Source organism: Gordonia pseudamarae (assembly GCF_025273675.1).
Classification (GTDB): Bacteria; Actinomycetota; Actinomycetes; order Mycobacteriales; family Mycobacteriaceae; genus Gordonia; species Gordonia pseudamarae.
The window spans coordinates 1,616,334-1,642,346 of the sequence record NZ_CP045809.1 but is presented as its reverse complement, the minus strand read 5'-3'; the positions used below and the strand labels follow the sequence as shown (position 1 = coordinate 1,642,346).

Here is a 26,013-nt window from a genome sequence, read left to right as displayed (position 1 = left end):
TCAGACGGTAACGCGATCGAGCACCAATGGCCGGGCGAGTGGACCGGACTGTCCCTCCGCGCCGATCACAGCGGCGCCGTCGAGTGCCGCAACGGCTCCGGGGATGGCCTCGGGGGTCCGGGTGTGCAGGCTGTACAACGGAGCACCCGCGACAACCGTGTCACCGGGTTTGGCGTGCAGGACCACACCCGCCTCGGCCTGCACGTCGGCTCCGGGCACCGCACGCCCGGCACCGAGCCGCCACGCCGCCACCCCCACCGCCATCGCGTCCAGGCCCGTCAGGACACCCGACGACGCGGCCCGCACCACCTCCACGTGCGGTGCCACCGGAAGTGGGGCATCCGGATCGCCGCCCTGGGCGGCGATCATGGCCCGCCAGGTGTCCATCGCCCTGCCATTGGCCAGGTGCGCGGCGGGGTCGGCATCGCACAGGCCGGTGGCCGCCAGCATCTCCCGCGCCAGTACCAGTGTGAGTTCGACAACATCGGCCGGCCCGCCGCCGGCGAGCACCTCCAGCGACTCGGCAACCTCGACGGCGTTGCCCGCCGTCAGCCCCAGCGGCGTGGACATGTCGGTGATCAGGGCAGTGGTGCGCACTCCGGCGGCTGTGCCGAGTGAGACCATCGTCTCGGCCAGCCGCCGCGCGTCCCCGGGTTCTGAAAGAAAGGCACCCGAGCCCGTTTTCACATCCAGCACGAGCGCACCGGTGCCCTCGGCGATCTTCTTGCTCATGATCGAACTGGCAAGCAGCGGGATCGATTCGACGGTCCCGGTCACATCGCGCAGCGCGTACAGCTTGCGGTCGGCCGGGGCCAGGTCGGCGCCCGCGGCGCACACCACCGCACCGACCGATTCCAGCTGCGAATACAGCTGCGCCGTCGTCAGATCCGCCCGCCACCCGCTGATCGACTCCAGCTTGTCCAGGGTGCCGCCGGTGTGACCGAGCCCACGGCCCGACAGTTGCGGCACCGCCACCCCGAAGGAGGCGACGAGCGGCGCGAGCGGGAGCGTGATCTTGTCGCCCACGCCACCGGTGGAGTGCTTGTCGACGGTCGCCAGGGTCCGGCCGTCGCGGCGCAGGCCGGAGAAGTCCATCCGCCCTCCGCTCTCGATCATCGACCGCGTCCAGGTGACGATCTCCCGTTCGGTCATTCCGCGCAGGTAGATCGCCATCAGCAGAGCCGACATCTGTTCGTCGGCCACCCCGTCGGCACGGGTGTACCTGTCGATGACCCAGGTGATCTGTTCGTCGGTCAGTTCCCGGCCATCTCGCTTGGCCGCGATGACCGACACGGCGTCCGGTACCGGGCTCATCGGGTGATCCGATCCAGATCTTCGGGTCCGAACGCCTCGGGCAGCAGCTCGCCCAGCGTGCGCGGACCGTCGGCGTGATCAATGAGCAGGCCCGGCCCGCCGTGCTCCAGCAGGACCTGCCGGCACCGGCCGCAGGGCATCAGGGGAGAGCCGTCGGCGTCACAGATCGCGACGGCCCGCAGGCGTCCGCCGCCGGTGGCGACCAGCTGCGCCACCAGCGTCACCTCGGCGCAGATCCCGAGTCCGTATGAGACATTCTCCACATTGCATCCGGCGACCAAACGGGCATCGTCGGTGATCGCGGCAGCACCCACCGGGAACCTCGAATACGGTGCGTAAGCCTGACCTAGCATCAGCCTTGCGTTGTCGCGCAACGTCTTCCATTCGACCGACTCGACCACCACAACCTCCTCGACGTCACTGTGCGGGCCCGGTGTGACCATCCCTACGCCCGTTCAGACATTGGTAAGGCAAACCTAATTCGAGTTATCTTGTCTCTCAAATGTGTTCGGGTAATTTAACGACGGCCTCAGCATAGGTTTAAAGTCTCTTGCATGGGTCGTACGCAGGATCGTGAGCAGTCGGCCCAGCCAATCCATCGACGGTGTTGGAGGCCAACTTTCCGATGAGCACGCCGACCGAGGTTGCACCAGATCCGGTGCGTAAGCGTTCCCTCTACCGAGGCGATCCAGGCATGTGGTCCTGGGTGCTGCACCGCATCACCGGTGTTTCTATCTTCTTCTTTCTGTTCGTTCACGTCCTCGACACGGCGGTCATCCGTATCGATCCGAACAAGTATTCGGAAATCATCGAGACGTACAAGACCCCGATCATCGGTCTGATGGAGATCGGCCTGGTCGCGTGCGTCATGTTCCACGCCCTCAACGGCCTGCGACTGATCCTGGTCGACTTCTGGGCCAAGGGACCGAAGTACCAGCGGCAGATGCTGTGGGGCATCCTCGGCCTGTTCGTCGTGCTGTTCGGCGCGATGACGGTCCGGCTCCTGCAGATCCTGATCCAGCACTCGCTCTAGGAGCCGACGGACATGACCACTTCAGCAAACCCGAAACTGGCCAAGACGCTCGAGAAGGAGCACGTCCGACCGGCCAGCCTCGACAACCCGCGCTCGCCGCGCAAGCCCAAGGGCGGCAACTTCGAGAAGAACGCATGGATGTTCATGCGCTTCTCGGGGCTGGCACTGATCATCCTCACCTTCGGCCACATGTTCATCATGCTGGCCTGGGAGGACGGGGTGCACCGCATCGACGCCTCCTACGTGGCCGAGCGGTGGGACTCACCGTTCTGGCAGATCTGGGACCTGACGATGCTGTGGCTGGCACAGCTGCACGGCGGCAACGGCGTGCGCACCGTCATCGCCGACTACACCCGCAAGGACTCGACCCGCTTCTGGCTGAACGTCCTGCTGGCGCTGTCGATGCTGCTCGTGCTCATCATGGGCACCTACGCCCTGCTCACCTTCGACGTCGGCAGCGTCGACTGACCTCGCGCGTCGGACAAAGGAGACCAAGACTCATGCAGGAACACCGCTACGACGTGGTCATCGTCGGCGCCGGCGGCGCCGGGATGCGCGCGGCCATCGAGGCCGCTCCCCGTGCGCGGACCGCGGTCCTCACCAAGCTCTACCCCACCCGTTCGCATACCGGCGCGGCGCAGGGCGGCATGTGCGCCGCGCTGGCCAACGTCGAAGAGGACAACTGGGAGTGGCACACCTTCGACACGGTCAAGGGTGGTGACTACATCGTCGACCAGGATGCCGCCGAGATCATGGCCAAGGAGGCCATCGATGCGGTGCTCGACCTGGAGAAGATGGGGCTGCCGTTCAACCGCACGCCCGAGGGCCGCATCGACCAGCGCCGGTTCGGCGGCCACACGCGCGACCACGGCAAGGCCCCGGTCCGCCGGGCCTGCTACGCCGCCGACCGCACCGGCCACATGATCCTGCAGACGCTGTACCAGAACTGCGTCAAGCACGATGTCGAGTTCTTCAACGAGTTCTACGCACTCGACATCTGTCTGACGGAGAACGAGGACGGCGAACTCACCGCCACCGGCGTCGTCGCCTACGAGCTGGCCACCGGCGAGATCCACGTCTTCCACGCCAAGTCGATCGTGTTCGCCACCGGTGGTTCCGGACGTATGTACAAGACCACCTCCAACGCGCACACCCTCACCGGCGACGGCATGGGCATCATCTTCCGCAAGGGACTTCCCTTGGAGGACATGGAGTTCCACCAATTCCATCCGACCGGTCTGGCCGGCCTGGGCATTCTCATCTCGGAAGCTGTGCGTGGTGAGGGCGGTATCCTGCGCAACGTGGACGGCGAGCGGTTCATGGAACGCTACGCCCCCACCATCAAGGACCTCGCGCCCCGTGACATCGTGGCCCGCTCGATGGTGCTGGAGGTACTCGAAGGTCGCGGCGCCGGACCGAACAAGGACTACGTCTACATCGACGTGACCCACCTCGGCGAGGACGTGCTCAACGAGAAGCTCCCCGATATCACCGAGTTCTCGCGCACCTACCTCGGCGTCGACCCGGTCACCGAGTACGTGCCGGTGTTCCCCACCTGCCACTACGTGATGGGCGGCATCCCGACCAACATCGAAGGCCAGGTGTTGCGCAACAACACCGAGATCGTGCACGGTCTGTTCGCCGCCGGCGAGTGCGCGTGCGTGTCGGTGCACGGCGCCAACCGCCTCGGCACCAACTCGCTGCTCGACATCAACGTGTTCGGCCGGCGCGCGGGTATCGCCGCCGCGGAGCACGCCAACTCCGCGTCGTTCGTGCCGCTTCCCGAGGCGCCCACCTCGATGGTCGACAGCTGGCTGGAAACCCTGCTGTCCGACCACGGCCACGAACGGGTCGCCGACATCCGCACCGAGCTGCAGGCCTCGATGGACGCCAACGCGTCGGTGTTCCGCACCGAGGACACCCTCAAGCAGGCCCTCAAGGATGTACAGGGGTTCAAGGAGCGGTACGCCCACATTCGCATCCACGACAAGGGCAAGCGCTTCAACTCCGACCTGCTCGAAGCCATCGAACTCGGCTTCCTGCTGGAAATGGCCGAGGTCACCGTCGCCGGTGCCCTCAACCGCAAGGAATCCCGTGGTGGGCACGCCCGTGAGGACTACCCCAACCGCGACGACGTCAACTTCATGCGCCACACGATGGCGTACAAGAAGGGCGCCGACCTGGTCGCCGACATCGAGCTGGACTACAAGCCCGTGGTACAGACCCGATACGAGCCGATGGAGCGTAAGTACTGATGACCGCAATCCTGGAAAAGCCCACGCCCGGCTCCGACGAGCCGCCGCTGCCCCCGGTGCCCGCCGAGGCCACCATGATCACGCTCAAGATCTACCGGTTCAACCCGGAAGATCCTGACGCACAGGGATTCCAGAGCTACCGTGTCCCGGCCCTGCCGACCGACCGGCTGCTCAACCTGCTGCTGTACGTGAAGGGTTATCTCGACGGCTCACTCACCTTCCGGCGCAGCTGCGCACACGGCGTGTGCGGCTCCGACGCGATGCGGGTCAACGGCGTCAACCGGCTGGCGTGCAAGCTGCTGATGAAGGATCTGCTGCCCAAGGATCCCGCCAAGGCCAAGGAACTGACGATCACCATCGAACCCATCAAGGGTCTGCCGGTGGAGAAGGACCTGATCGTCAACATGGAGCCGTTCTTCGACGCCTACCGGGCGATCAAGCCGTTCCTGATCACCTCGGGCAATGAGCCGACGTACGAGCGTATCCAGAGCCAGACCGACCGCGCCCGCTTCGATGACACCACCAAGTGCATCCTGTGCGCGTGCTGCACCACCAGTTGCCCGATCTTCTGGAACGAGGGCAGCTACTTCGGTCCGGCCGCCATCGTCAACGCGCACCGGTTCATCTTCGACAGCCGTGACGAGGCCGCCGTCGAGCGCCTGGACATCCTCAACGATGTCGACGGCGTGTGGCGTTGCCGTACCACCTTCAACTGCACCGATGCCTGCCCGCGCGGCATCCAGGTGACCCAGGCGATCTCGGAAGTCAAGCGCGCACTGATGTTCTCGCGCTGACGCCTGCCTTTCAGAAGACAGGGGGCCCGCCGACCGAATGGTCGGCGGGCCCCCTGTCGTTTCCGGTCGAACTGTCGTTTCCGGTCGAACTGTCGTGTCCGGTCGCACAGTCCCTATCCAGGTTTGCCGCCGGTGCGTCGGGCCGGGACCGGCGGCCACGATCTCACCTGCGCAGACGCGCGACCTGCGCGATGGATGCCGCGAGCACCGCTCCGGCGGCCACCGCACCCGCGATCACCGTTGGTCTCGGCGTCGGATTAACCGCGTAGGTCGGTGAGATCACCACAGTCCGCTGCGCCTGCTCCTCCTCGTGCGGTTCGATCTCATCGACCACCTGGAAGGCCTGGTTCTTCGGGTCCGTGGCGCACCAGGCGGTGGCGTACAACAGGATTCGCGAGGCGAGATAGGCGAACACCATGATGCCGATGATCGATCCGAAGGCCGCGCCCGCGGGCCCGCTCATCACCGACGTCAGGTAGATGCCGCCGAACGTCTTGAGGACCTCGAAGACCACCGCCATCAGCAGCCCCGCCTTGAGACAGTTCGTGAACGGCACCTTGGTCAGCGGAAGCCACGACTGCACGAAAGTGCACAGCATCCAGGACGCGCAGACCGACACCAGGATCGAGACCACCCGGATCACCGTCGACGCCCACGGCATGTCATCGATCGACAGCCAGTCCATGATCTTGTTGAGCAGCCCGCTGCTACCCAGCGCGCTCAGCACCATCGTGACGATGAACGCCGCCCCGAGGGCCACGAAGGCCAGCAGATCGCCGAGCTTGGCCATCACCGCGTTGCGTTTGATGCGTCCGCCCCAGATCTCGGTCAGCGCCATGCGCACACCCGCCATCCATCCGATGCCGGTGAACGCCGCACCGAACAGGCCGACCACACCGACCGTGGCGCGGGAGGCGATGGCCGAATCAATCAGGTCCGACACCTGCGTGCCCATGTCGCCGGGCATCTGCTCGACCACCGACTCCTGGATCTCGTCGAGCAGACCCTGATTGCCGGCGAGGACATAACCGGCAATGGCGAACGCCACCATGAGGATAGGGATGAGTGCGAGTATCCCGTTGAAGGTGATGCTCGCGGCATGCAGATTTCCGCGTCGCTCATTGTAGCGGGTGACGGTGTCGAGGATGTGTTTGAGCACCGGCCAGCGGTCCTGCGCCTCGGTGAACTTCTCCTTGCCCGTGCTCACCGCGGCCTTCGCCGAGTCGATCGCCGAACTCATCCCCGATGTCTCCCTCGTCGTGATGCGAAGGAGACATCCCTCACATCTTCGGTGCCAGGAACCCTACTTTGTCATACGTAACAGCGAGTGTGTCGGACGCAATCTTGCGGGCCCGCTGTGCTCCGGCGGCCAAAATACCGTCGAGATAGGCCGGGTCCTCGGTGTATTCGGCGACCCGGCCGCGCAGTGGACCGACGAAATCGGCCAGAACCTCAGCCGTGTCGACCTTCAGGTCGCCGTACCCCTTGCCCGCGTACTTCGCGACGAGATCGTCGATGCCCACTCCGCTCAGCGCGGACTGGATCGTCAGCAGGTTGCTCACGCCGGGCTTGTTCTCGCGGTCGAAGATGATCTCGCTGCCGGTGTCGGTGACCGCCGAGCGGATCTTCTTCGCCGACCGTTTCGGATCGTCGAGCAGGTTGATCAGGCCCTTGTCGGTGTCGGCGGACTTGCTCATCTTGGCCGTCGGGTTCTGCAAGTCGTAGATCTTGGCGAACTCGGAGACGATGTAGGCCTCGGGCACCTTGAGTGCCTTGCCGAATCGCTTGTTGAAGCGCCCGGCCAGGTCGCGGGTCAGTTCCAGATGCTGACGCTGATCCTCACCCACCGGCACCAGGTCGACCTGGAATGCCAGGATGTCCGCGGCCATCAGGATCGGGTAGGTGAACAGCCCCACCCCGGCGGCATCGGCGCCCTGTTTGGCGGATTTGTCCTTGAACTGCGTCATCCGGCCCGCCTCACCGAAACCGGTCAGGCACGAGAGCACCCAGTTGAGCTGCGCGATCTCGGGCACGTGCGATTGGACGTAGATCGTCGCGCGCTCCGGGTCGACGCCGACGGCCAGCAACTGCGCGACCGCCACCCGGGTGCGTTCACGAAGCACCGCGGGATCCTGCGGCACCGTGATGGCGTGCATGTCGGGGATGAAGTAGTAGGCGTCGAAGTCGTCCTGCAGTTGCACCCACTGCCGCACGGCACCGAGGTAGTTGCCGAGGTGGAAGGAGTCACTCGTCGGCTGAATTCCGGACAGCACCCGCTTACGGGCCTGGGGTACGGCACCTTCGCCGCCGGTGTTCTCACTGCTCGCGACTTCACTGCTGGTCATGGGTTCCAGTGTCTCAAAGGCGCTCAACCCGATGTTGTCGGCACACCCGGCGACGTGGCGCGGGACGGTCAGCCGAAGGTGACGGTCACCGGTGCGTGGTCGGACCAGCGCAGATCGTAGGCATCGGCGCGGTCGACGACGGCCGAACGCGCGGCGGCGGCCATCGGGGCGTTCGCCAACTGGTAGTCGATGCGCCAGCCGGCGTCGTTGTCGAAGGCCTTGCCGCGCCACGACCACCAGCTGTATGGTCCGGGTCCCTCGGGGTGCAGGTCGCGGACCACGTCGGACCAGCCCGATGCCAGCAGCCCGGCCACCCATGCACGTTCGTGCGGTAGGAAGCCGGGGCTCGTGAGGTTGCCCTTCCAGTTCTTGATGTCGGCCTCGGCGGGCGCGATGTTCCAGTCGCCGCCGACGACCACTCCCCGATCCCGCGCTCCCCCGTCCTGCACTCTCCCGTCCGGATCGATGAGGCCGGCGAGATACGCGCCGAATTCGTCGAGGAAGCGCTTCTTCTCCTCGAATTTGGCCGCGTCCTGCGGAGTGTCCGCGGCGCCTTTGGGCAGGTACAGGGCGCCGACCGTCAGCTCGCCGACACCGTCGATGCCGGGTGCGCCGAAGTCGGCCTCGACGTATCGGCCCAGATCGTCGAATTCTGCGCTGCCGAAGCCGGTGCGCACGGCGGCCGGTTCGATGCGGCTGAGCACGCCGACCCCGGCATGACCCTTGACCGACGATTCGGTCATCGTCAGGTGCCAGCCACCCTCCAGCACCGGTGCCAGCGCCTCGTGTGCTTGTTTGTGCGATGCCCGGATTTCCTGCAGGACAATCACATCCGATGGTGCCTCCGACAACCATCGCAACATTCCCGCGTTGCGTTCGTTGCGTTGCCTGACGGCGGCACGGATACCGTTGACGTTGACCGTGGTGATAACGATGGACACGACAACCGAGCCTACGTGTGCACGGCCGCGACGCCGACGGCGATCACCGTCACCCACGCCGGTGTGCCGCCACGGCCGGTACCAGAATCAGCAGCCCGCCCACGGCCAGGTCCGCGCCGAACAGGGTGGGCGTCGGCAGAGTGCGCAGCAGCGCCGGCACCGTATTCCACGAACACGCGGTGAGATCGTTCACAACACCGATTTCCGCGGTGTTCCAACCGGTCTGAGCAGGAGGGTTCCCTGGGTATGAAATCGGTGTTATATCCTTGTCGCCAGGTCATGAGTATCAGCACGAAGCCCCGGCTCGCTGATCGGCAACCCTCCAACCGCGGTGGGGTGCTCCGGGTGATGACCAGGTTGGGGGCCACACGGCCTCCCGGCAAGCGCGGGTCCGAAGGTCGGACCCCACAGGGTCTCAGCGAGCCCTGCCGACCGTAAGAAAGTTGTGTACACGTCATGTCTGACGCAGCGAATCCAGCAGACAACTGGAGTTTCGAAACCAAGCAGATCCACGTCGGCCAATCACCGGATCCGACGACCGGTGCGCGCGCGTTGCCGATCTACCAGACCACCAGCTACACCTTCCGCGACACCGAGCACGCCGCCAATCTCTTCGGCCTCACCGAGCCCGGCAACATCTACACCCGGATCATGAACCCGACGCAGGACGCGGTCGAGCAGCGCCTGGCCGCACTCGAGGGCGGCGTCGCCGCACTGCTGGTGGCCTCGGGTCAGGCCGCCACCACGTACGCGATCGTCAACGTGGCAGAGGCCGGCAGCCATGTGGTGTCCAGCCCCCGGCTGTACGGCGGAACCTACAACCTGTTCCACTACACCCTGCCCAAGCTGGGTGTCGAGGTCACCTTCGTCGACGATCCCGAGGATCCGGCGGCGTGGCAGGCCGCGGTCCGCGACAACACGCGCGCCTTCTACGGCGAGTCCATCGCCAACCCGGGCAATGAGGTACTCGACATCCCGGGCATCTCGGCGGTGGCGCACAACAACGGTATTCCGCTGATCGTCGACAACACCGTCGCGACCCCGTACCTGCTCAATCCGCTGGCTCACGGCGCCGACGTGGTGGTGCATTCGGCCACCAAGTACATCGGCGGCCACGGCACCGCGGTGGGGGGTGTCATCGTCGACGGCGGCACCTTCGACTGGCGGGTCCAGCGCGACGGAACGGACCTGTTCCCGGGTTTCACCACCGCCGATCCCAGCTATCACGGCGTCGTGTTCGCCGACCTGGGCGCCCCGGCGTTCGCTCTGAAGGCCCGGGTCCAGTTGCTGCGTGACATCGGTGCCGCGATCGCCCCGTTCAACGCCTTCCTACTGGCACAGGGCCTGGAGACGCTGAGCCTGCGGGTCGAGCGGCATGTGGCCAACGCGCAGCGCGTCGCCGCGTTCCTCAACGACCATCCGCAGGTCACGTCCGTGACGTATGCGGGGCTGTCGACGTCTCCGTGGTACCGGCGGGGCCAGGAACTGGCCCCCAAGGGGCAGGGTGCGATCGTCGCGTTCGAGATCGACGGCGGCGTGGATGCCGGCAAACGATTCGTCGACGCGTTGACCCTGCACAGCCATGTCGCCAATATCGGCGATGTCCGGTCGCTGGTGATCCATCCGGCCTCGACCACGCACAGTCAGCTGACGCCCGAAGAGCAGCTGGCGGCGGCGGTCACCCCCGGGCTGGTCCGGCTCGCCGTCGGTATCGAAGGCATCGATGACATCATCGCCGACCTCGAGCAGGGCTTCGCGGCAGCCAAGTGAACAGGTGATGTGTGAGAGCGAGTGAGCAACCCGTGCCGGTGACCATCAGCAGTCCAGTGACGGAGCATCCGTACGCCCTCAACTGGGAGAACGCCCCGGACGGGGAGTTGATGTATGCCCCGGTGGGCCCTGTGGCACTCGACAACGGTGAGGTTCTCGGCGACGTGACCCTGGCGTTCCAGCGCTGGGGCACGTTGTCACCCGACCGCGACAACGTGGTGCTCGCCCTGCACGCACTCACCGGGGATTCCCATGTCACCGGACCGGCCGACGACGAGCACGAGGCCGCCGGCTGGTGGGACGGACTGATCGGTCCGGGATGCGCCGTCGACACCGACCAATGGTGTGTCGTGTCCCCCAACGTCCTGGGCGGTTGCCGCGGGTCCACCGGACCCTCGTCGACCGCCCCGGACGGCCGCGCGTGGGGTTCGCGGTTTCCGCGGATCACCATCCTCGACCAGGTTCGGGCCGAGGTCGCGCTGACCGAGGTGCTCGGTATCTCGCGGGTGACGGCCGTGGTCGGCGGCTCGATGGGCGGCGCGCGCGCACTGGAATGGGCGGTCGGCTATCCCGATCGGGTCCGCTCGGCGCTGGTCCTGGCGGTCGGTGCCCGCGCCACCGCCGACCAGATCGGCATCCAGTCCACCCAGATCGCCGCTATCGAGGCCGACCCGCACTGGCAGGGCGGCGACTACCACGGGTCGGGCGTCTCGCCGACTGTCGGTATGGGTATCGCCCGGCGTATCGCGCATCTGTCCTACCGCGCCGAGATCGAGCTCGACGAACGATTCGGCAACTCCCCGCAGGGCACCGAGAATCCGCTCGACGACGGCCGCTATGCCGTCGAAAGCTATCTCGAACACCAGTCGGCGAAGCTGAGCCGGCGGTTCGATCCGGGCAGCTACGTCACCTTGACCGACGCGCTCAACAACCACGACGTCGGCCGGGGTCGAGGCGGTGTCGAGGCGGCGCTGCGCGGCTGCCCGGTGCCCGTCGTCGTCGGCGGGATCGATTCGGACCGGCTCTATCCGCTGCGCCTGCAGGCAGAAATCGCCGAACAACTCGGCAACGCCGCCGGTGGACTGCATGTGGTGAGCTCGGACAAGGGGCATGACGGCTTTCTCACCGAGGCCGACGCCATCGGCGGGCTCCTGCGGTACACGATCGACGTCGCCCGGGATGCGCGCCGGTAGACTCCTACCGATGACCACCGATGAGCCGATCCCCCGTCCGTCGGACACAACCGATTGGGAGGATCTTCCCGACGGTCAGCTGACCTCAGTCACCCTGCCCCCGCTTCCGCTCGACAGCGGCGAGACGTTCGAGAACGTGACGATGGCATTTCAGCGCTGGGGCCGGTTGTCGCCCGACCGCGACAACGTCGTTCTCGTCCTGCACGCGCTCACCGGCGACTCGCACGTCATCGGCCCCGCCGACGACGATCACCCGACACCCGGTTGGTGGGGTGATGTGATCGGGCCGGGCCGGGCCATCGACACCGCCGAATGGTGTGTCATCGCCGCCAACACCCTCGGCGGTTGCCGGGGTTCGACCGGGCCGTCATCGATTGCCCCGGACGGCAGGGCATGGGGATCCCGATTCCCCGCGATCACGCTGCTCGACCAGGTGCGGGCCGAGGTACTGCTGATGGACCGTCTCGGTATCGACCGGGTGGCCGCGGTGCTCGGCGGGTCGCTCGGTGGCGCCCGTGCGCTCGAGTGGGCCGTCGGATTTCCCGACCGGCTTCGCACCGCGCTGGTCCTCGCGATCGGCGCCCGCGCCACCGCGTTCCAGATCGGGATTCAGACGGCGCAGATCGCGGCCATCAAGGCGCATCCGGATTGGCAGGGCGGCGACTACTACGGCACCGGGCGGTCACCCGCCGCGGCGATGGGTATCGCGCGCCGGATGGCGCATCTGACCTATCGCGGTGAAGCCGAACTCGACGAACGGTTCGCCAACGCACCGCAGTCGGGCGAGGATCCGCGCACCGGGGGGCGCTACTCCATCGAAAGCTACCTGGAGTATCAGGCCGAGAAGCTGATCGAACGATTCGATCCCGGCAGCTACGTGTTGCTGACCGAGGTCGTCAACGGCCACGACGTCGGACGCGACCGCGGCGGGGTGAGGGCCGCGTTGAGTGCCTGCACCGTCCCGGTGGTCGTCGGAGGCATCGATTCGGACATCCTGTTCCCGCTTCGGCTGCAGCAGGAGATCGCCGACAACCTCGGCAACGCCGTCGGCGGGCTGCACGTGGTCAACTCGGACAAGGGGCACGACGGATTTCTCACCGAGGTCGACGCCGTGTCCGACCTGCTCAGGTATACCGCCGACATCGCCCGGAAGCCGCCGGTGGAATGCGGTGCCGAGAATCGGTAGAGGTACGGGAATCGGTAGAGGTAGTGGGCCCGGAATATCCGGGAGCCCCGCCGGGCGGCTGCGGAGCCATTGCCGGCGGCTATGAACCGTAGGCCGCTTCGGGCACCTCGGTACCCGATTCCGGGGCCGGCTCACCGGGCGCCGGTGTCCTGGACGATGTCGGCGCGCTGATCTCCGGGTTCGGATCGGTCACCGCGGGTTCACCGTCGCCGGACGGTTCCGACGATGCCGCGGTGCTGGTGGGGCTGCTCGAGGACGAGCTGTCCGATGACGATGGCGGGTCCGTACTCGTCGATGTCCCGACGCCGGACGTGGAGGGTGTCGTCCGCGTCGTGGTCGAGGTCGAGGTCGTCGTCGAGGTTGATGGAGGCGGAACAAGCGTCGTGGTCGGCCCGTCGCCGGCGAATCCGGGCGGCTCGGGGAGCAGGGTCGTCGTCGACGTCACGTCCGGCTGTGGCAGCTCGATGGTGGCCCACCCGGGCGTGGCCGCTCCCCAGGACGGGTCGGTCGGCAGGGTGTGCGTGGGGCGTTGTGTCGGCGATTCGGACAGATTTTGGAACAGTCGCGTCGTCGCGCCGGTCGCCGTGGTGTGCCTCACCGAGTGCATCGGCTCCGAGGTCGGGGCATCGGGCGAGTTGGACACAGTGGACAGGGCACTGCCCACCGCGTACAGGGTCATCAACACCGCCCCGAGGATCGCGGCAACCGCCGCCAGCGGCATCGGGGACAGCAGCCCGCGGGTCACACCGCCACCGATCATCGTCTGTCTGGCCGCGTCCGGTCCGCCCGAGGCCAATCGGGCCGCGCCGATCGCCGAGGCGAGTTCGGGCATGTTCGGGATCACGGTGCCCCGTGCCCCGTGCCCGGTGCCCACGCCCCGGACCGCCGGGATATTGACGAGGCCACCGACGAGCACCACCGCCTCGGGGTCTGTTCCACGTCCGGCGGCCAGCGCCAGGGCCTTGCGCACCGCCTCGCGGGCCTCGGCGACCATCGGCTCCACCGCCTCGGCCACCATCTCGGCGGTCAAGTCGACCTTGCTGACTCCCGCCGCCGGTGTGACCTGTCCCTGTGCGACCTGCTCGGGTCGGGTCAGTTCCTCTTTCGCGGTGCGGCAGGCGCTGACGAGATCGCGCCGGTTCTGGCCGAAGGCCGGGTCGCTCGCGATACCCGGTTCGGACCGCATCACCGATCGGGCAAGGGCCTCGTCGATTTCGCGGCCGCTGATCGCCCGGGAACGCTGTACCTCCCCCGTTCGCCGTGTGGCCGGGTCGAGGGTGTACATCGACATCCCGGAGTCGCCGCAGTCGACCACCAGCACGGCGGAGTATCTGTCGATCTCACCGGTGTCGCCCAGATATTCGGCGACGGCCTGTTCGCCGGTGAACAGACGGATCTGTCTGCGCGTGCCCGAACCCTTGCCCGCCACGGCGTGCCGCGGGCCTCCGGTGAGGGTGGCCACACCGATGGCCTGCACGCTCAGATCCTCGTCGGCGGCGGCGTTGAGCATGACGTCGATCCCGGCGTTCACCCGGCCCACGTCGTCGAGGCCGTCACGACCGTCGACGGCGATGACCCGGCTGTCGACGATGCTGCGACCGGTTTCGTCGTCAGTCAGCAGGACGTAGTGCACAAGACCACGTCCGACCGACACCCCCAGGGCCGTGGAACCCCGAGGTGGTGTGGTGCCGACTGCTGACGAAGTGATGCGAAATCCCGATCGTTGGGGGCGTTTGAGATCTTATTGTAATGAATCCGTGCCCAACGAGTCGATGGACGTGGCCAGCCACAGGATCGCCACCCCGGCCGACGCCATCAGCACCGAATCAAACAACCGTCCTCTGACCTGCAATAGTCCGGCACGTTGCGACGGCAGCAGGGCCCGGAAAAGTGAACCGAGCAACAATGCCGAACCGAGCACGAATACACCACGCCGCCACCGGTCGAAGGTTACGAAGATCGCCGCGATCAGGGCGGCGAGTAACACCAGAACGTACGGCAACTCCACCAGCACCGCCCGCAGCAGACTCACCCGCGGCTGGTCCTCTCCCGGTTGGTCCTCCCCCGGTTGGTCCTCTCCCGGTTGGTCCTCTCCCGGTTGGTCCTCTCCCGGTTGGTCACCGTGCTGGTTTCGAGGCTCGCAAGCTCGCACCTCAACCGGCGAGGGGGTGTCATCGTGCAACCCGCCGTCATCCGGGGGGACAACCTCGGACGAGGGGCCCGATGCCGGCGAGGTCATCGCCGTGCCGCGAGTTGCGCCTCGGCTCGTTCGACCACGTTCACCAAAAGGAAAGCCCTGGTCAGCGGCCCCACCCCACCCGGATTGGGTGATACGGCACCGGCCACGTCCCACACATCGGGTGCGACGTCGCCGACGAGGCCCTGCTCGTTGCGGCTGACACCGACGTCGATGACCGCGGCCCCCGGTTTGACCATGTCGGCGGTGATCAGGTGGCCGACACCGGCCGCGGCGACGACGATATCGGCCCGCGAGACCTCGGCGGCCAGGTCCCGGGTGCCGGTATGGCAGAGAGTGACGGTGGCATTTTCGCTGCGCCGGGTCAGCAGCAACCCGATCGGCCTGCCGATGGTGACGCCGCGTCCGACCACGGTTACCCGGGCGCCGTCGAGGGGGATGCCGTAGCGGCGCAGCAGGTGAATCACCCCGCGCGGGGTGCACGGCAGTGTCGATTCCTTGCCCAGCACGAGCCGTCCCAGGTTGATCGGGTGCAGGCCGTCCGCGTCCTTGTCGGGGTCGATACGTTCGAGCGCGGCGTTCTCGTCGAGGTGCCCCGGCAGCGGCAGCTGGACGATGTAGCCCGTGCAGGCCGGGTCGGCGTTCAGTTCGTCGATCGCGGTGTCGAGCTGTTCCTGCGTGATGTCGGCGGGCAGATCACGCCGGATCGATTCGACGCCGATGCGGGCACAGTCGTTGTGCTTGCCCTTGACGTAGGAGTGCGAGCCGGGGTCGTCGCCCACCAGGATGGTGCCCAGACCGGGCACGATGCCCTCGGCCCGCAACTTCTCCACCCGCACGCTCAGATCAGCGAAGATCTCGTCGCGGGTGGCTTTTCCGTCAAGTCGTATCGCACTCACCGGGCCCATTATTCCACTATGCGGTTCGGCCACTCCGCCACATGATGCCGCGGGTCGGGCCACGCCGGTCCACGGGTGCGCCTACGACTAAGCTGACCGGCATCATGTTCCGGATCATGTTCTTCCAACCCTGCATTCCGCCCAACACCGGCAACGCGATCCGCCTGGCCGCCAACACCGGCTGCCAACTGCATCTGATCGAGCCGCTCGGGTTCACCATGACCGACGCCCAGGTCAAACGTGCCGGACTCGACTACCACGAGATGGCCAACGTCACTGTGCACCCGGATCTGCCGACGGCGTGGGAGTCACTGCGCCCCGAGCGGGTGTTCGCGTTCACCGCGCGCACGGACAAACGGCACACCGATATCGCCTATCGGCCGGGCGATGTGCTGCTGTTCGGTCCCGAACCGACGGGCCTGCCCGACGATGTGCTCGCCGATCCGAAGGTCACCGACCGGGTTCGCATCCCGATGTTGCCCGACCGGCGATCGCACAACCTGGCCAACGCCGCCTGCATCGCCGTCTACGAGGCGTGGCGTCAGCACGATTTCACGGGCGCGGTCTGAATCCTCGGCTGTCACCGATATGCCCGATTGGCGGGCTCCGGTGTCCTTCAGACGGTTGATTTCGGCCGGGCGGACGACGAAATGCCCTGATACGACACGTCTCCGGTCCCATACGATCACCTCGTGACGAGGTGGTCGATGGTCGGTCGCGACAAGGAATGCGCGGTACTGCGACGCGCGCTTCGCGATGACACCGCACCCACCGTCGTGGTCGCCGGGCCCGCCGGGATCGGCAAGACGCGGCTGATCACCGAGGCTGTCGCCGATCGCCGGGACGTGCGATGGGTCCATCCCTCGTTCGCGGCCGCAGCCGTTCCGCTCGGCGCGTTTGCCGAACACGTCGACCCGGTGATCGTCGATCCCCTGTTGCGGATACGTTCGCTGATCCAGTCCTTCACCTCGGGTGCCGACGATCCGGTCGTCGTCGTCGACGACATCCAGGTGCTCGACCAGATGTCGACGATCGTCGTGCAGACCCTCATGGCCATCCCGACGGTCCGGGTGGTGCTCGGCTATCGCACCGCCGGTCCCCCGACCCCGTTGCTCGCCGAGGTACTCGGCGCATCCGGGGTTCTGCGGATCGATCTGGAGCCGTTGTCGCGCACCGCCGTCGACGGGTTGGTGAGCCAGGCCCTGGGCGAGGACGTCACCGAATCCGTCCGCGGCGACCTGTGGCGACTGACGCAGGGCAATTCGCTGTACGTGACCGAACTGCTCGCCGACCCCGAGTCGCTGGGGGCCGCGTCGCTGTGGGATTCGGAGCGGCAGGTGCCCGGCACGGTGAGGGTGCCCAAAAGCCTGATCGATGTCGTCTCGACGCGGATCGGTGATCTTCCGGAGGCCACCGCGGACGTGCTCGACATGGTGGCGCTGGCCGAGCCTGTTCCGGTGTCGGTGATCACCGCGTTGACCGCTCCTACCGCACTGGAGAGCGCCGAGGTCCTGCGGCTGGTCGTGGTCGACGACGGGCCCGGCGGGGATGTGCGGCTGGCCCATCCGCTGTACGGCGAGGTCCGCCGTGCGAGCGCCCCCGCGACCAGGTTGCGGAGACTGCGCACGCTGCTCGTGCGCGAGCTCGACCGTCAGCGGATCCCGGGGATGCAGGTCGCGGGCAACAAGGGTGTGCTGGCACTGGCGGCCGAGCCGTTCGACGGCAGGGAACGCATCCTGTTGGAGGGGGCGGTCGCGGCGGCCGGGCTGGTGGCGCTGCCGCTGGCGGCGGAGTTGGCCGCGCAGATCGGCCCCGGTGAGCACTATGTGGACGCGCAGTTGCTGCTGGCGCACATCGCTTCACTCATGGCCGATCCGGAATCGGTCGAGCATTCGCTGATCCGCGCCCGCAACAACGAACTCGACGACGCCCAGCGCGCCGAACTGCTGCTGCAGGAGAGCTACCACCGGCTGTGGGCGTGCAACGATCCGGCCGCGTCTGTCGCGGTGATCGATGCGGCCCGCGCCGAGGGACATATGTCGGCGAGCCTGATCGCCGCGCAGATGATGGTCGATGCCGCACGGTCGCGCCCGCGCGCGGTGATCGACGGCGCCGAGGTCCTGGCCCGGACCTCACCGGTGAGCGACACCGCCCGCATCACCGCGGACTGGGCCGAGGTCGTCGCTCTGGCCGACGTGGGCCTGATGCGCCGCGCACATGAGATCGCCGGCCGCGCACATGCACTCGCCGATCACAGTCCGTGGGGAACGTACTGGCGGATGACGCTGTGCGACGTCCACATTCGAGCATGCGAACTGGGCAATCAGGGCCCGGCGGCGGTACGGATCGCCACCGCGATCCGTGAAACGATACCCACATCCACCGGCGATGTCGAAGGGTGGATCCTCGGATTCCTCGGCGTGGCACAGTTCTCGGTCGGCGACCTGACCGGCGCCGACGATCTGCTGACCAGGTCGCTGACCGCCTTCGATTCGGTGCAGTCCCCGCCCGAGATGTGGTTTCCGTTCTGCCTCAACGCCGCCGAGGTCGCGGCGAACATGGGCGATGCCGAACGGGTCCGCGGCCTGCTGGCGCGGCTGACCTCCCACCCCAGTGACGGGTACGGGTTCCGTACCGCTCGGATCCACATTGTCGAGGCCTCGCTGCACGCGCTCGGGGGCGCGACCTCGGTGGCCGCGGAGATCGCCCGAACATCGGCCGAGTCGGCGCACGCCGCCGGGCAACTCACCCCCGAGGTGATATGCCTGCAGTACGCCGTCCGGTTCGGCGATACGACATGTGCCGACAGACTCGCGGTGCTCGCCGCGGAACTTCCCGAGGTTCCCCGTGCCCGCACGACACTCGCCCACGCCCGGGCCCTGGCCGCCGGCGACGGCGAGCAGCTGATGGCGGCCGCCCGGTCCTATGCCGCCGACGGGGATCTTCCGGCGGCGGTCGACGCCGCCGCACAGGCGGTGGAGGCGTTCCGGCGGCAGCACCGTGGCGGAGCCGCGCTGACCGCACGCGAGTACGCCGCCGGGCTCGCCACCCGCTCCGGTGCCGACACACCCGCGCTTCGCGCTGCACAATCGGAGGACGGCCTGTCCGGGCGGCAGCGTGAGATCGTCCGGCTCGCCGAACAGGGTCTGAGCAACAAGGAGATCGCCGACCTGCTGGTGCTGTCGGTGCGGACCGTCGAGGGCCACATCTACCGGTCCTCACAGATCCTGGGCGCGCCGATCCGCCGGACGCAGCACCCCGACCACAACGGCTGACGCGCGGGCCTCGGGCCTCGGATATGCGGCGCCGACACCGCGCTCACCGCCTGATCGGCGCTCAGCCGACCCGGAACCGTTTGGTACGCGCGGTGGCCCCGCCGATCAGCGCCACCTTGCTTTTCGGCACACCGAGGTGTTTGGCGAGCAGTTCACCGACCGCCTTGTTGGCCTTGCCCTCGGTGGCGGGTTCACGCACGAAGATGGTGATCGCCCCCTCGCCGTCGACCTCCACCAGCGGCCCTTTGCTGCTGTTCGGTTTCACTGTGACCACAACAGTCTGCGACATTACTTCCCCGATCATCGTTCTCGTGTCCCACGTGCTTCGTGTCCCACTTATTTTGTGCGCCCCGACATCAGTGCCAGTCCCTGGAACGGGTCCCCACCCGAAGGTCCATCCGCTGCAACCGGTCCGCGACCACGGTCACGGCCCCTTCCGCGTTCTGCACCTTTCCCCGTACCAGCAACGCAGATGCCGAGTGTGCCAGATCGCGGTATCGCACCCACAATCCCACCGAACACACCACGTTGACCATTCCGGTTTCGTCCTCAAGGTTGATGAAGGTCACCCCGGACGCCGTCGCGGGCCGTTGACGGTGCGTCACCGCACCGCCGACCAGCACCCGCGCACCGTCGGCCACCGACAGCAGCCGGTCGGCGGGAACCACCCCCAGCGCGTCCAGTCGCGGCCGCAGGAACCGCGTCGGGTACAGGTGCGGGGTGATCCCGGTAGCCCACACGTCGGTGGCGGCCAGTTCCACCTCCGACAGACCCGGAAGTTCGGGCGCCGACACCGACGCCTCCAACCGTAGATGATCGTTCCGGGCCGCGGCGGCGGCACCCGCCTGCCAGAGGGCCTGACGCCTGCTGAAACCGAAACAGTCGAATGCGCCCGCACCGGCCAGACCTTCCAGGTGCCGGACGTCGAGTTCCGCCCGACGGGACAGATCCTCGAGATCGGTGTAGTCACCGCCCCGGCCGCGTTCGTCGACGATCCGCCGCGCCACCTCATCCCCCACCCCACGTACCGCGGCGAGCCCGAGCCGCACCTGCATGCCCTCATTCTCCAGTGTCGCCCACGGCGACGAGGCGTTGATGTGCGGCCGGTGCACCCGCACCCCGTGCCGCCGGGCATCGGCGACGAGCGACTGCGGGGAGTAGAAACCCATCGGCTGGGCACGCAGCAGCGCGGCACAGAAAGCGGCCGGGTGATGCAGCTTGAACCATGCCGAATAGAACACCAGCGAGGCGAAACTCTGCGAATGACTTTCCGGGAAACCGAAATTGGCGAATGCCGCCATTCTCTCGTAGATGCGGTCGGCGGTCGGTCCGGTGATGCCGTGCAGACGCCGCATACCATCATAGAACCGCCTGCGTAGTTGTTCCATGCGTTCGGGTGAGCGTTTGGAACCCATCGCACGGCGCAGTTGGTCGGCTTCGGCCGCGTCGAATCCGGCGACGTCGACGGCCAGTTGCATCAGTTGTTCCTGAAACAGGGGAACCCCCAGCGTCCGCTCCAAAGCGTTCCACATCGACGGATGTTCGACGTCGGGCTTCTCCTTTCCGTTGCGCCGCCGAATATACGGGTGCACCGAACCACCCTGGATAGGTCCGGGACGGATCAGTGCCACCTCCACGACGAGGTCGTAGAAGTTTCGGGGCCGCAGCCTCGGCAGCGTCGCCATCTGCGCCCGCGACTCCACCTGGAACACCCCGACGGAGTCGGCGCGGCACAGCATCTCGTAGACGTCCGGTTCGGACAGGTCGAGCTCGGCCAGGTCGACGACGATGCCTTTGTGCTGCGCCAGCAGATCGATGGCGTAGTGCAGCGCCGACAGCATCCCGAGCCCGAGTAGATCGAACTTGACCAGACCGATTGCGGCGCAATCATCTTTGTCCCATTGCAGGACGCTGCGGTTCTCCATGCGCGCCCATTCGGTGGGGCATACGTCGGCGATCGGCCGGTCACAGATCACCATACCGCCGGAGTGGATACCCAGATGTCTGGGCATGCCCACTATCTCACCCGCCAGTTCGGTCACCGCCGCCGGCGCGTCGTCGGGATCGCGGCTCCACGCGTCCTGCTGTCCGGGGGCAAAACCCAACGCCCGTACCATATCCCGGACCGCCGACTTTCTCCGGAAGGTGATCACGTTGGCCACCTGCGCGCTGTGGTCGCGGCCGTAACGCCGGTACACGTACTGGATCGCCTCCTCGCGGCGATCGGATTCGATGTCGACGTCGATGTCGGGCGGGCCGTCGCGCGCCGGTGACAGGAATCGCTCGAACAGCAGCTTGTTGGCCACCGGGTCGACATTGGTGATGCCGAGTGCGTAACAGACCGCCGAGTTGGCGGCACTCCCCCGGCCCTGACACAGGATGTCGTTATCCTTACAGAAGTCGACGATATCGGCGACTATCAGGAAGTAACCGGGAAAGTCGAGTGAGGCGATGACGGCCAGCTCGTGGTCGATCTGCCGGTACGCCGCGGGGTGTTGGGCCGGGGTGCCGTAGCGCCGCCGCGCGCGCCGCAGCGTCAGTTCCCGCAGCCACGAACTCTCGGTGTGCCCGTCGGGGACGTCGAAGGGCGGCAGTTGCGGTGCGATCAGGCCGAGTTCGAAGGCACAGTCCGCGGCGATACCCACCGCGTTGTCGATGGCCTCGGAACACCCGGGCAGCAGACGTCTCATCTCGTCGCCGCTGCGCAGATGCGCGCCGCCGACCCCCGGTAGCCAGCCTTCGATGGTGTCCAGGTCGGTGCGGGCACGGATCGCCGCCACCGCCATCGCCAACCGCCGCCGATCCGGCGCGGCGAAGTGCGCCCCGGTGGTGGCCGCCGTCGGCACCGCGCACTCGGCGGCGATCGACGCGAGGGCGGCATTACGTTCGTCGTCGTCGGGCAGCCCGGATGCGGTCAGTTCGACGACCACGTTGTCGCGGCCGTACCGGTCGATCAGCACGCGCAGTTCTGCGCGCGCGGCCGGTATCCCGGCCCGCTCCAGTGCCCGGCGTACCGCGCCTTTGCGGCAGCCGGTGAGAATCAGCCAGTGACCTGCGGCCATGCCGGGAAGCGCGTCGGGTTCGTAGCGCAGCAGCCCTTTCTCCCCACCCGCCATGTGTGCCGCGGCGATGGTCCGCGACAGTCGCCGGTAGCCTTCCCCGCCGCGGGCGATCACCAGCAGATGCTCACCCGGCGGATCGGGCACCCCGGTGCGGGTGGCGTCGCGTTCCAGCGACAGTTCGGCCCCGAACACCGTCGGCATCCCGTATTCGCGGGCCGCCTCGGCGAACCGGACCACCCCGTAGAAGCCGTCATGATCGGTCAACGCGAGCGCCTTCAGATCGAGCCCGCGGGCCTCGGCGACCATCTCCTCCGGCATCGACGCCCCGTCCAGAAAGCTGTAGGCACTGTGCGCGTGCAGTTCGGCGTAGGCGACCGTCGACACCCGCCGCTCGATGTCGTCGGCGGTGAATGCACCTCGCTGTCGCGACCAGGCCGGCGAGTCGTTCCCGTCTCCCGGCACATAGTTCTCGGCCATCCGCCCGCCGGGCCCGGGCGCCCGTCCCGACAGCACCCGCTCCATCTCCGACCAGGTCGGCGGCCCGTTGTTCCATCCCATCCACCCACCATATCGAACACACTTTCGATATTGAGGTCCACCCGGCGTTACACCCTTGGGTACCATGATTCGATACCGCGTTCACGAAATCATTTCAGGCAGAGGAGATACCCACCGTTGAACTACATTCGTCGATCCGCAGTCGCGATCGGTTGCGCCTTGGCAGTGACCGCCGGCGGGGCGCTGCAAGCCGGTGATGCCGAGGCCGGCCCCGTCGGCTACGTCTATATCGCCTTCCCCAAGAGCAAGGGCAATTGCGGTCCAGCCGGAAAGGTCTGGGCCATCAAGGCCTCGGTCGGGGCGACCTACACATCCACTTGGGACTATGGCGACGATCTGATCTATGCGAAGGTCACGTTGAAGCAGTCTCAATCGGTGTCGGCGCAGGTCTGGTGCAGCCAGTCCAAACCGAAAACCAAACCGTCACGTTTCCTGATGTCACATGCGGTTTCGCAGAACATCAAGCCGACCCGCAACAATCAGACGGTCTTCGTCGGACCGGCCGGGGTCAGCTACAACTGATATGTAGGCCATGCTGGTCAAGAGACATGGTGCGGCGCCCGTCCCGATTCGTCGGGGCGGGCGCCCCGTACTTCGCTGAGCTGATACCCGGTGAGCGACATACGCGACTCGGTTACCACAGGACGGCGATTTCGGCAGGAGCGTTCCAGCCGCCGAAGGATATCCGTTTGGCGCCGAAGGGAATTGTTGCGCACGAAGACTATTCGTAGATCCCCTCCACGATCCAGTGCTCAGATCGGTAGTGCAGGAGGAGAGCCCGGGTGTCGTCGAGGAGGACTTGGGCCCGGGCGGTTCCGTCGAGACCGGTGGGCCAGGGGCCCGCCCACCAGCGCACCGACCATGTGCGGTGCCCGACAACCAGCGCCGGTTCGGCGCTGAACGCACCCCGCGCCGACACCCGCACCGGATCGCCGTCCGGGTCGAGCACCGCGACGGCCGCCTCGGCCAGGGTGGCCGGGGACGGTTGCGGCAGCCGTCCCGGCCACGGTGCCGACCGATCGTGGTGGGGCACGGAGTCCTCTCCCAGGGTCACCAGCCTCACCTGATCGGACGGGCCTCGCCCGCCGCTGAGCACCGGGATCTTGACCGCGTCACCGCCGAGCAGTCCCTGTACTCGCGCCAGCACGGCCCGGGCCCGTTCGCCGTCCGACTCCGACTCGGGCAGACCGTGCCCCGACAAGGTGTAATGCATTGCACCCGAATCGATCACCTCCACCGGATCGATCCGCAGCAATGCGATCGGCGAATCCGGGCGCTGCCCATGGGTGCCACGGCCACCGGTGAGCCAGCCGTCGAGCTGCCACCGGACCCGGCAGGCGATGTCGTCGGCGGTGAGCGGTGCGACCGCTCGCCAGGTCCGCGTATGCCGCTGCCCCAGTTGCGTCACCGCCTCGACGGTGAGCCGGGTGCAGCACACCGACATCGCGGCCAGACGACGATGCAGTTCGTCGGCCAGTCGGCGCCCCACGAACGCCGCGGCATCAACCCGGTCGATCGGCGGATCGCAGTCGTACTCGATCAGCAGATCCTCCTGGATCCGTCCGCCCACCGGACCGCGGTCCGGCACCGCGTTCGCCAGCCGGTGCGCGGCAACGGCATCGGCGGTGAACCGGGTGGCCACATCGCGGATCGGAAATCCGGCGAACGCACCGATCGTGGTAATGCCCAGTCGGCGCAGCAGGTCGACGAGTTCGGTGCGCTCATGCCCGCCGAAGGCCGATTCGACGGCCAGCTCGGCGATGGGCAGCGGCGCCAGCCACGCCGCATCACCACCCGGTTCGACGCATTGCCCGCGCCGGGCGGCGAGCACCGCGGTGAACATCTCGTCGGCCACACCGGCCGACGCCTCGGCACCGCACGCACCGATCACGTCGGTCAGCCGTTCGGCGATCGCCTGTTCGTCGCCGAGATGCCGACACAGCGTCGCGGTCAGCGGTATCACCAGCAGCCCCGGCCGCAGCACCTCGACAGTCGGCACCACCTCCGTCACCGCGGCCACGATCGGCTCGTACCACTGCCCGTCACGGCCGGCGTCGGAACCGGCGAGCACCATCTTCGGGCAGGCGGCCTGTGCCTGCCGGTTACGCATACCCCGGCGGACCCCGCTGCGTCTGGCCGCCGCCGAGCACGCCACCACCCGGTTGGCGTGCAGCACCGCCACCGGTACATCCGGAGCCAGATCCGCCGCCGCACCGGCGGCGCTCGCCGGCCAGTCCGGGCACCACAGCGCCAGCACCCTGCGGGCCGGCGACCGTGGCCCCGAAACCCCTCGCGAGGACGGGTCACCCATCAGTTGGCCACCTCCAGCACCGGATCGGCAGCCACCGACCGATACCCGTCGGTGCGCACCATGCCGACACGCCTGGACGCCCCGAATCCATCGGCGACCAATTCGACGTCGACGCCACTGCGGCACCGGCCCCGGCCGACCGCACTGACCCGAAGGCGCATCCCACCGATCCGCCCCATCCCGCTGCGGCCTGATCCGCTGCCGGAAATACTGTGGGACAAGCTGTTACGATATCCGGTCACTTCGGCATCGATACTGGTACGCACCCCGGGCCACTGCCCGCCGGTCACGATCAGGGTCGACGACCGCTTCCGCAGGCGCCCCATCAGCACCTTGGCCCGGGACGGCGGCACCGAGGCTCCGGCCAGATTCAGCACCACCACGTCCATCCCGTCGAGCAGTACCGAGGCCACCTCCACCGGATCGGCACCCGGATACGGCACGGTCGCGATCCTCGACAGATCCGCACCCAGCTCGGCCGCCGACAGCAGACACAGGCGCGGCATGCCGACGATGCCGACACGCCGCCCGGAGGCCGACGCCGACGCGATCAACGACAGCAGCACCGACCGCGCGCCATCGCAGGCCAGCACGGCGCCGGTAGCCAATCCGCCGGCCGGAAACAGCGGCTCCAGCGCCACCGGCACCGGGATCACCGATACGTCCGGCCGCTCCGCCGACAGCCGATCGGGTTGCCCGGACATGACGGCGAGCTGTCGGCGCAGTTGCGCGATACGGCTTTCGTGGTCGGCATCGGACCGCCGCCCCGCCGTACCCTGCCCTGCCACAGTCGGTCGATCACCCATCGTTCCTCCTCATACCCGGTGTGGTGGCGCGCGTACAGGGAAGATGCTGCGCATCCCGGAGCGGTCACCCCGGG

The 26,013-nt window shown here is 67.4% G+C and carries 23 protein-coding genes and 1 riboswitch; of the genes, 10 read left to right on the top strand and 13 right to left on the bottom strand.

Annotated features, from left to right (window positions below; translation table 11 throughout):
• Together GII31_RS07260 and GII31_RS07255 are read right to left on the bottom strand one after the other, a co-directional pair.
• Positions 1 to 1,314 (bottom strand): thymidine phosphorylase, encoded by a 1,314-nt coding sequence (locus GII31_RS07260; RefSeq protein WP_213248146.1) that lies wholly within the window; start codon positions 1,312 to 1,314, stop codon positions 1 to 3.
• Entirely contained in the window at positions 1,311 to 1,757 is a 447-nt protein-coding gene (locus GII31_RS07255; protein WP_213248144.1) for a cytidine deaminase, read from the bottom strand. The genes GII31_RS07260 and GII31_RS07255 overlap by 4 nt, the downstream gene beginning before the upstream one ends.
• Before the next feature lie 182 nt (positions 1,758 to 1,939).
• Here GII31_RS07255 and sdhC point away from each other — a divergent pair, with 182 nt between their 5' ends.
• Genes sdhC through GII31_RS07235 form a run of 4 tightly spaced genes read left to right on the top strand, consistent with a single transcriptional unit; the run spans position 1,940 to position 5,396 of the window.
• Positions 1,940 to 2,347 carry a succinate dehydrogenase, cytochrome b556 subunit gene (gene sdhC, locus GII31_RS07250; protein ID WP_213248142.1) on the top strand — a complete coding sequence of 136 codons (408 nt, stop codon included), beginning with the start codon at positions 1,940 to 1,942 and terminating at the stop codon, positions 2,345 to 2,347.
• Positions 2,348 to 2,359: 12 nt separating this feature from the next.
• A complete protein-coding gene (locus GII31_RS07245) occupies positions 2,360 to 2,815 on the top strand; it encodes a succinate dehydrogenase hydrophobic membrane anchor subunit (protein WP_213248140.1) in 456 nt (151 codons plus the stop codon).
• 32 nt (positions 2,816 to 2,847) lie between these two features.
• Entirely contained in the window at positions 2,848 to 4,602 is a 1,755-nt protein-coding gene (sdhA, locus tag GII31_RS07240) for a succinate dehydrogenase flavoprotein subunit (RefSeq protein ID WP_213248138.1), read from the top strand.
• Entirely contained in the window at positions 4,602 to 5,396 is a 795-nt protein-coding gene (locus GII31_RS07235) for a succinate dehydrogenase iron-sulfur subunit (RefSeq protein ID WP_213248137.1), read from the top strand. Before sdhA ends, GII31_RS07235 begins: the two co-directional genes overlap by 1 nt.
• A 163-nt stretch (positions 5,397 to 5,559) precedes the next feature.
• On the opposite strand, the gene GII31_RS07230 is transcribed toward GII31_RS07235, so the two are convergent.
• The 4 genes from GII31_RS07230 to GII31_RS07215 form a co-directional block, all read right to left on the bottom strand.
• Positions 5,560 to 6,636 (bottom strand): YhjD/YihY/BrkB family envelope integrity protein, encoded by a 1,077-nt coding sequence (locus GII31_RS07230; protein ID WP_213248135.1) that lies wholly within the window; start codon positions 6,634 to 6,636, stop codon positions 5,560 to 5,562.
• A 40-nt stretch (positions 6,637 to 6,676) separates the two neighbouring features.
• The gene (gene trpS / locus GII31_RS07225; RefSeq protein ID WP_260840361.1) at positions 6,677 to 7,741 is read right to left on the bottom strand and encodes a tryptophan--tRNA ligase; all 1,065 of its coding nucleotides are present in this window, start codon (positions 7,739 to 7,741) and stop codon (positions 6,677 to 6,679) included.
• A gap of 68 nt (positions 7,742 to 7,809) precedes the next feature.
• Positions 7,810 to 8,682: an exodeoxyribonuclease III gene (locus GII31_RS07220; RefSeq protein WP_213248131.1), complete on the bottom strand. Its 873-nt coding sequence runs from the start codon at positions 8,680 to 8,682 to the stop codon at positions 7,810 to 7,812.
• A gap of 49 nt (positions 8,683 to 8,731) precedes the next feature.
• Positions 8,732 to 8,875, bottom strand: a complete 144-nt coding sequence (locus GII31_RS07215; protein WP_213248129.1) for a hypothetical protein — start codon at positions 8,873 to 8,875, stop codon at positions 8,732 to 8,734.
• Positions 8,876 to 8,957: 82 nt separating this feature from the next.
• Positions 8,958 to 9,074: riboswitch (SAM riboswitch) on the top strand.
• 64 nt (positions 9,075 to 9,138) lie between these two features.
• Here GII31_RS07215 and GII31_RS07210 point away from each other — a divergent pair.
• From GII31_RS07210 to metX (GII31_RS07200), 3 genes are read left to right on the top strand one after another with little or no spacing between them, the layout of a single operon-like run.
• Positions 9,139 to 10,452 (top strand): bifunctional o-acetylhomoserine/o-acetylserine sulfhydrylase, encoded by a 1,314-nt coding sequence (locus GII31_RS07210; protein ID WP_213248127.1) that lies wholly within the window; start codon positions 9,139 to 9,141, stop codon positions 10,450 to 10,452.
• Positions 10,453 to 10,484: 32 nt separating this feature from the next.
• Positions 10,485 to 11,645: a homoserine O-acetyltransferase MetX gene (metX, locus tag GII31_RS07205; RefSeq protein ID WP_246222147.1), complete on the top strand. Its 1,161-nt coding sequence runs from the start codon at positions 10,485 to 10,487 to the stop codon at positions 11,643 to 11,645.
• 10 nt (positions 11,646 to 11,655) lie between these two features.
• Positions 11,656 to 12,831: a homoserine O-acetyltransferase MetX gene (gene metX, locus GII31_RS07200; protein ID WP_213248125.1), complete on the top strand. Its 1,176-nt coding sequence runs from the start codon at positions 11,656 to 11,658 to the stop codon at positions 12,829 to 12,831.
• Between the two features lie 79 nt (positions 12,832 to 12,910).
• On the opposite strand, the gene GII31_RS07195 is transcribed toward metX (GII31_RS07200), so the two are convergent.
• The 3 genes from GII31_RS07195 to GII31_RS07185 form a co-directional block, all read right to left on the bottom strand.
• Positions 12,911 to 14,485 (bottom strand): Hsp70 family protein, encoded by a 1,575-nt coding sequence (locus GII31_RS07195; protein ID WP_213248123.1) that lies wholly within the window; start codon positions 14,483 to 14,485, stop codon positions 12,911 to 12,913.
• An 87-nt stretch (positions 14,486 to 14,572) separates the two neighbouring features.
• On the bottom strand, positions 14,573 to 14,863 hold the full coding sequence (locus GII31_RS07190; protein WP_246222146.1) for a DUF3017 domain-containing protein: 291 nt from the start codon (positions 14,861 to 14,863) through the stop codon (positions 14,573 to 14,575).
• A 203-nt stretch (positions 14,864 to 15,066) separates the two neighbouring features.
• The gene (locus tag GII31_RS07185; RefSeq protein ID WP_213248119.1) at positions 15,067 to 15,927 is read right to left on the bottom strand and encodes a bifunctional methylenetetrahydrofolate dehydrogenase/methenyltetrahydrofolate cyclohydrolase; all 861 of its coding nucleotides are present in this window, start codon (positions 15,925 to 15,927) and stop codon (positions 15,067 to 15,069) included.
• Between the two features lie 104 nt (positions 15,928 to 16,031).
• On the opposite strand from GII31_RS07185, the gene GII31_RS07180 reads away from it, so the two are divergent.
• Positions 16,032 to 16,496 carry a tRNA (cytidine(34)-2'-O)-methyltransferase gene (locus tag GII31_RS07180; protein WP_213248117.1) on the top strand — a complete coding sequence of 155 codons (465 nt, stop codon included), beginning with the start codon at positions 16,032 to 16,034 and terminating at the stop codon, positions 16,494 to 16,496.
• Positions 16,497 to 16,619: 123 nt separating this feature from the next.
• Entirely contained in the window at positions 16,620 to 19,202 is a 2,583-nt protein-coding gene (locus tag GII31_RS07175; protein WP_213248115.1) for a helix-turn-helix transcriptional regulator, read from the top strand.
• A 61-nt stretch (positions 19,203 to 19,263) separates the two neighbouring features.
• Here GII31_RS07175 and GII31_RS07170 read toward each other — a convergent pair whose 3' ends face one another.
• Positions 19,264 to 19,491 carry a DUF167 domain-containing protein gene (locus GII31_RS07170; RefSeq protein WP_213248113.1) on the bottom strand — a complete coding sequence of 76 codons (228 nt, stop codon included), beginning with the start codon at positions 19,489 to 19,491 and terminating at the stop codon, positions 19,264 to 19,266.
• Positions 19,492 to 19,558: 67 nt separating this feature from the next.
• Positions 19,559 to 22,822 (bottom strand): error-prone DNA polymerase, encoded by a 3,264-nt coding sequence (locus GII31_RS07165; protein ID WP_213248111.1) that lies wholly within the window; start codon positions 22,820 to 22,822, stop codon positions 19,559 to 19,561.
• Positions 22,823 to 22,939: 117 nt separating this feature from the next.
• On the opposite strand from GII31_RS07165, the gene GII31_RS07160 reads away from it, so the two are divergent.
• On the top strand, positions 22,940 to 23,344 hold the full coding sequence (locus GII31_RS07160; RefSeq protein ID WP_213248110.1) for a hypothetical protein: 405 nt from the start codon (positions 22,940 to 22,942) through the stop codon (positions 23,342 to 23,344).
• A 199-nt stretch (positions 23,345 to 23,543) separates the two neighbouring features.
• On the opposite strand, the gene GII31_RS07155 is transcribed toward GII31_RS07160, so the two are convergent.
• Together GII31_RS07155 and GII31_RS07150 are read right to left on the bottom strand one after the other, a co-directional pair.
• Complete coding sequence (locus tag GII31_RS07155; protein ID WP_213248108.1) at positions 23,544 to 25,133, bottom strand: DNA polymerase Y family protein; 1,590 nt, start codon at positions 25,131 to 25,133, stop codon at positions 23,544 to 23,546.
• Positions 25,133 to 25,939, bottom strand: a complete 807-nt coding sequence (locus tag GII31_RS07150; protein ID WP_213248106.1) for a hypothetical protein — start codon at positions 25,937 to 25,939, stop codon at positions 25,133 to 25,135. Before GII31_RS07150 ends, GII31_RS07155 begins: the two co-directional genes overlap by 1 nt.
• Between the last annotated feature and the right edge of the window lie 74 nt (positions 25,940 to 26,013).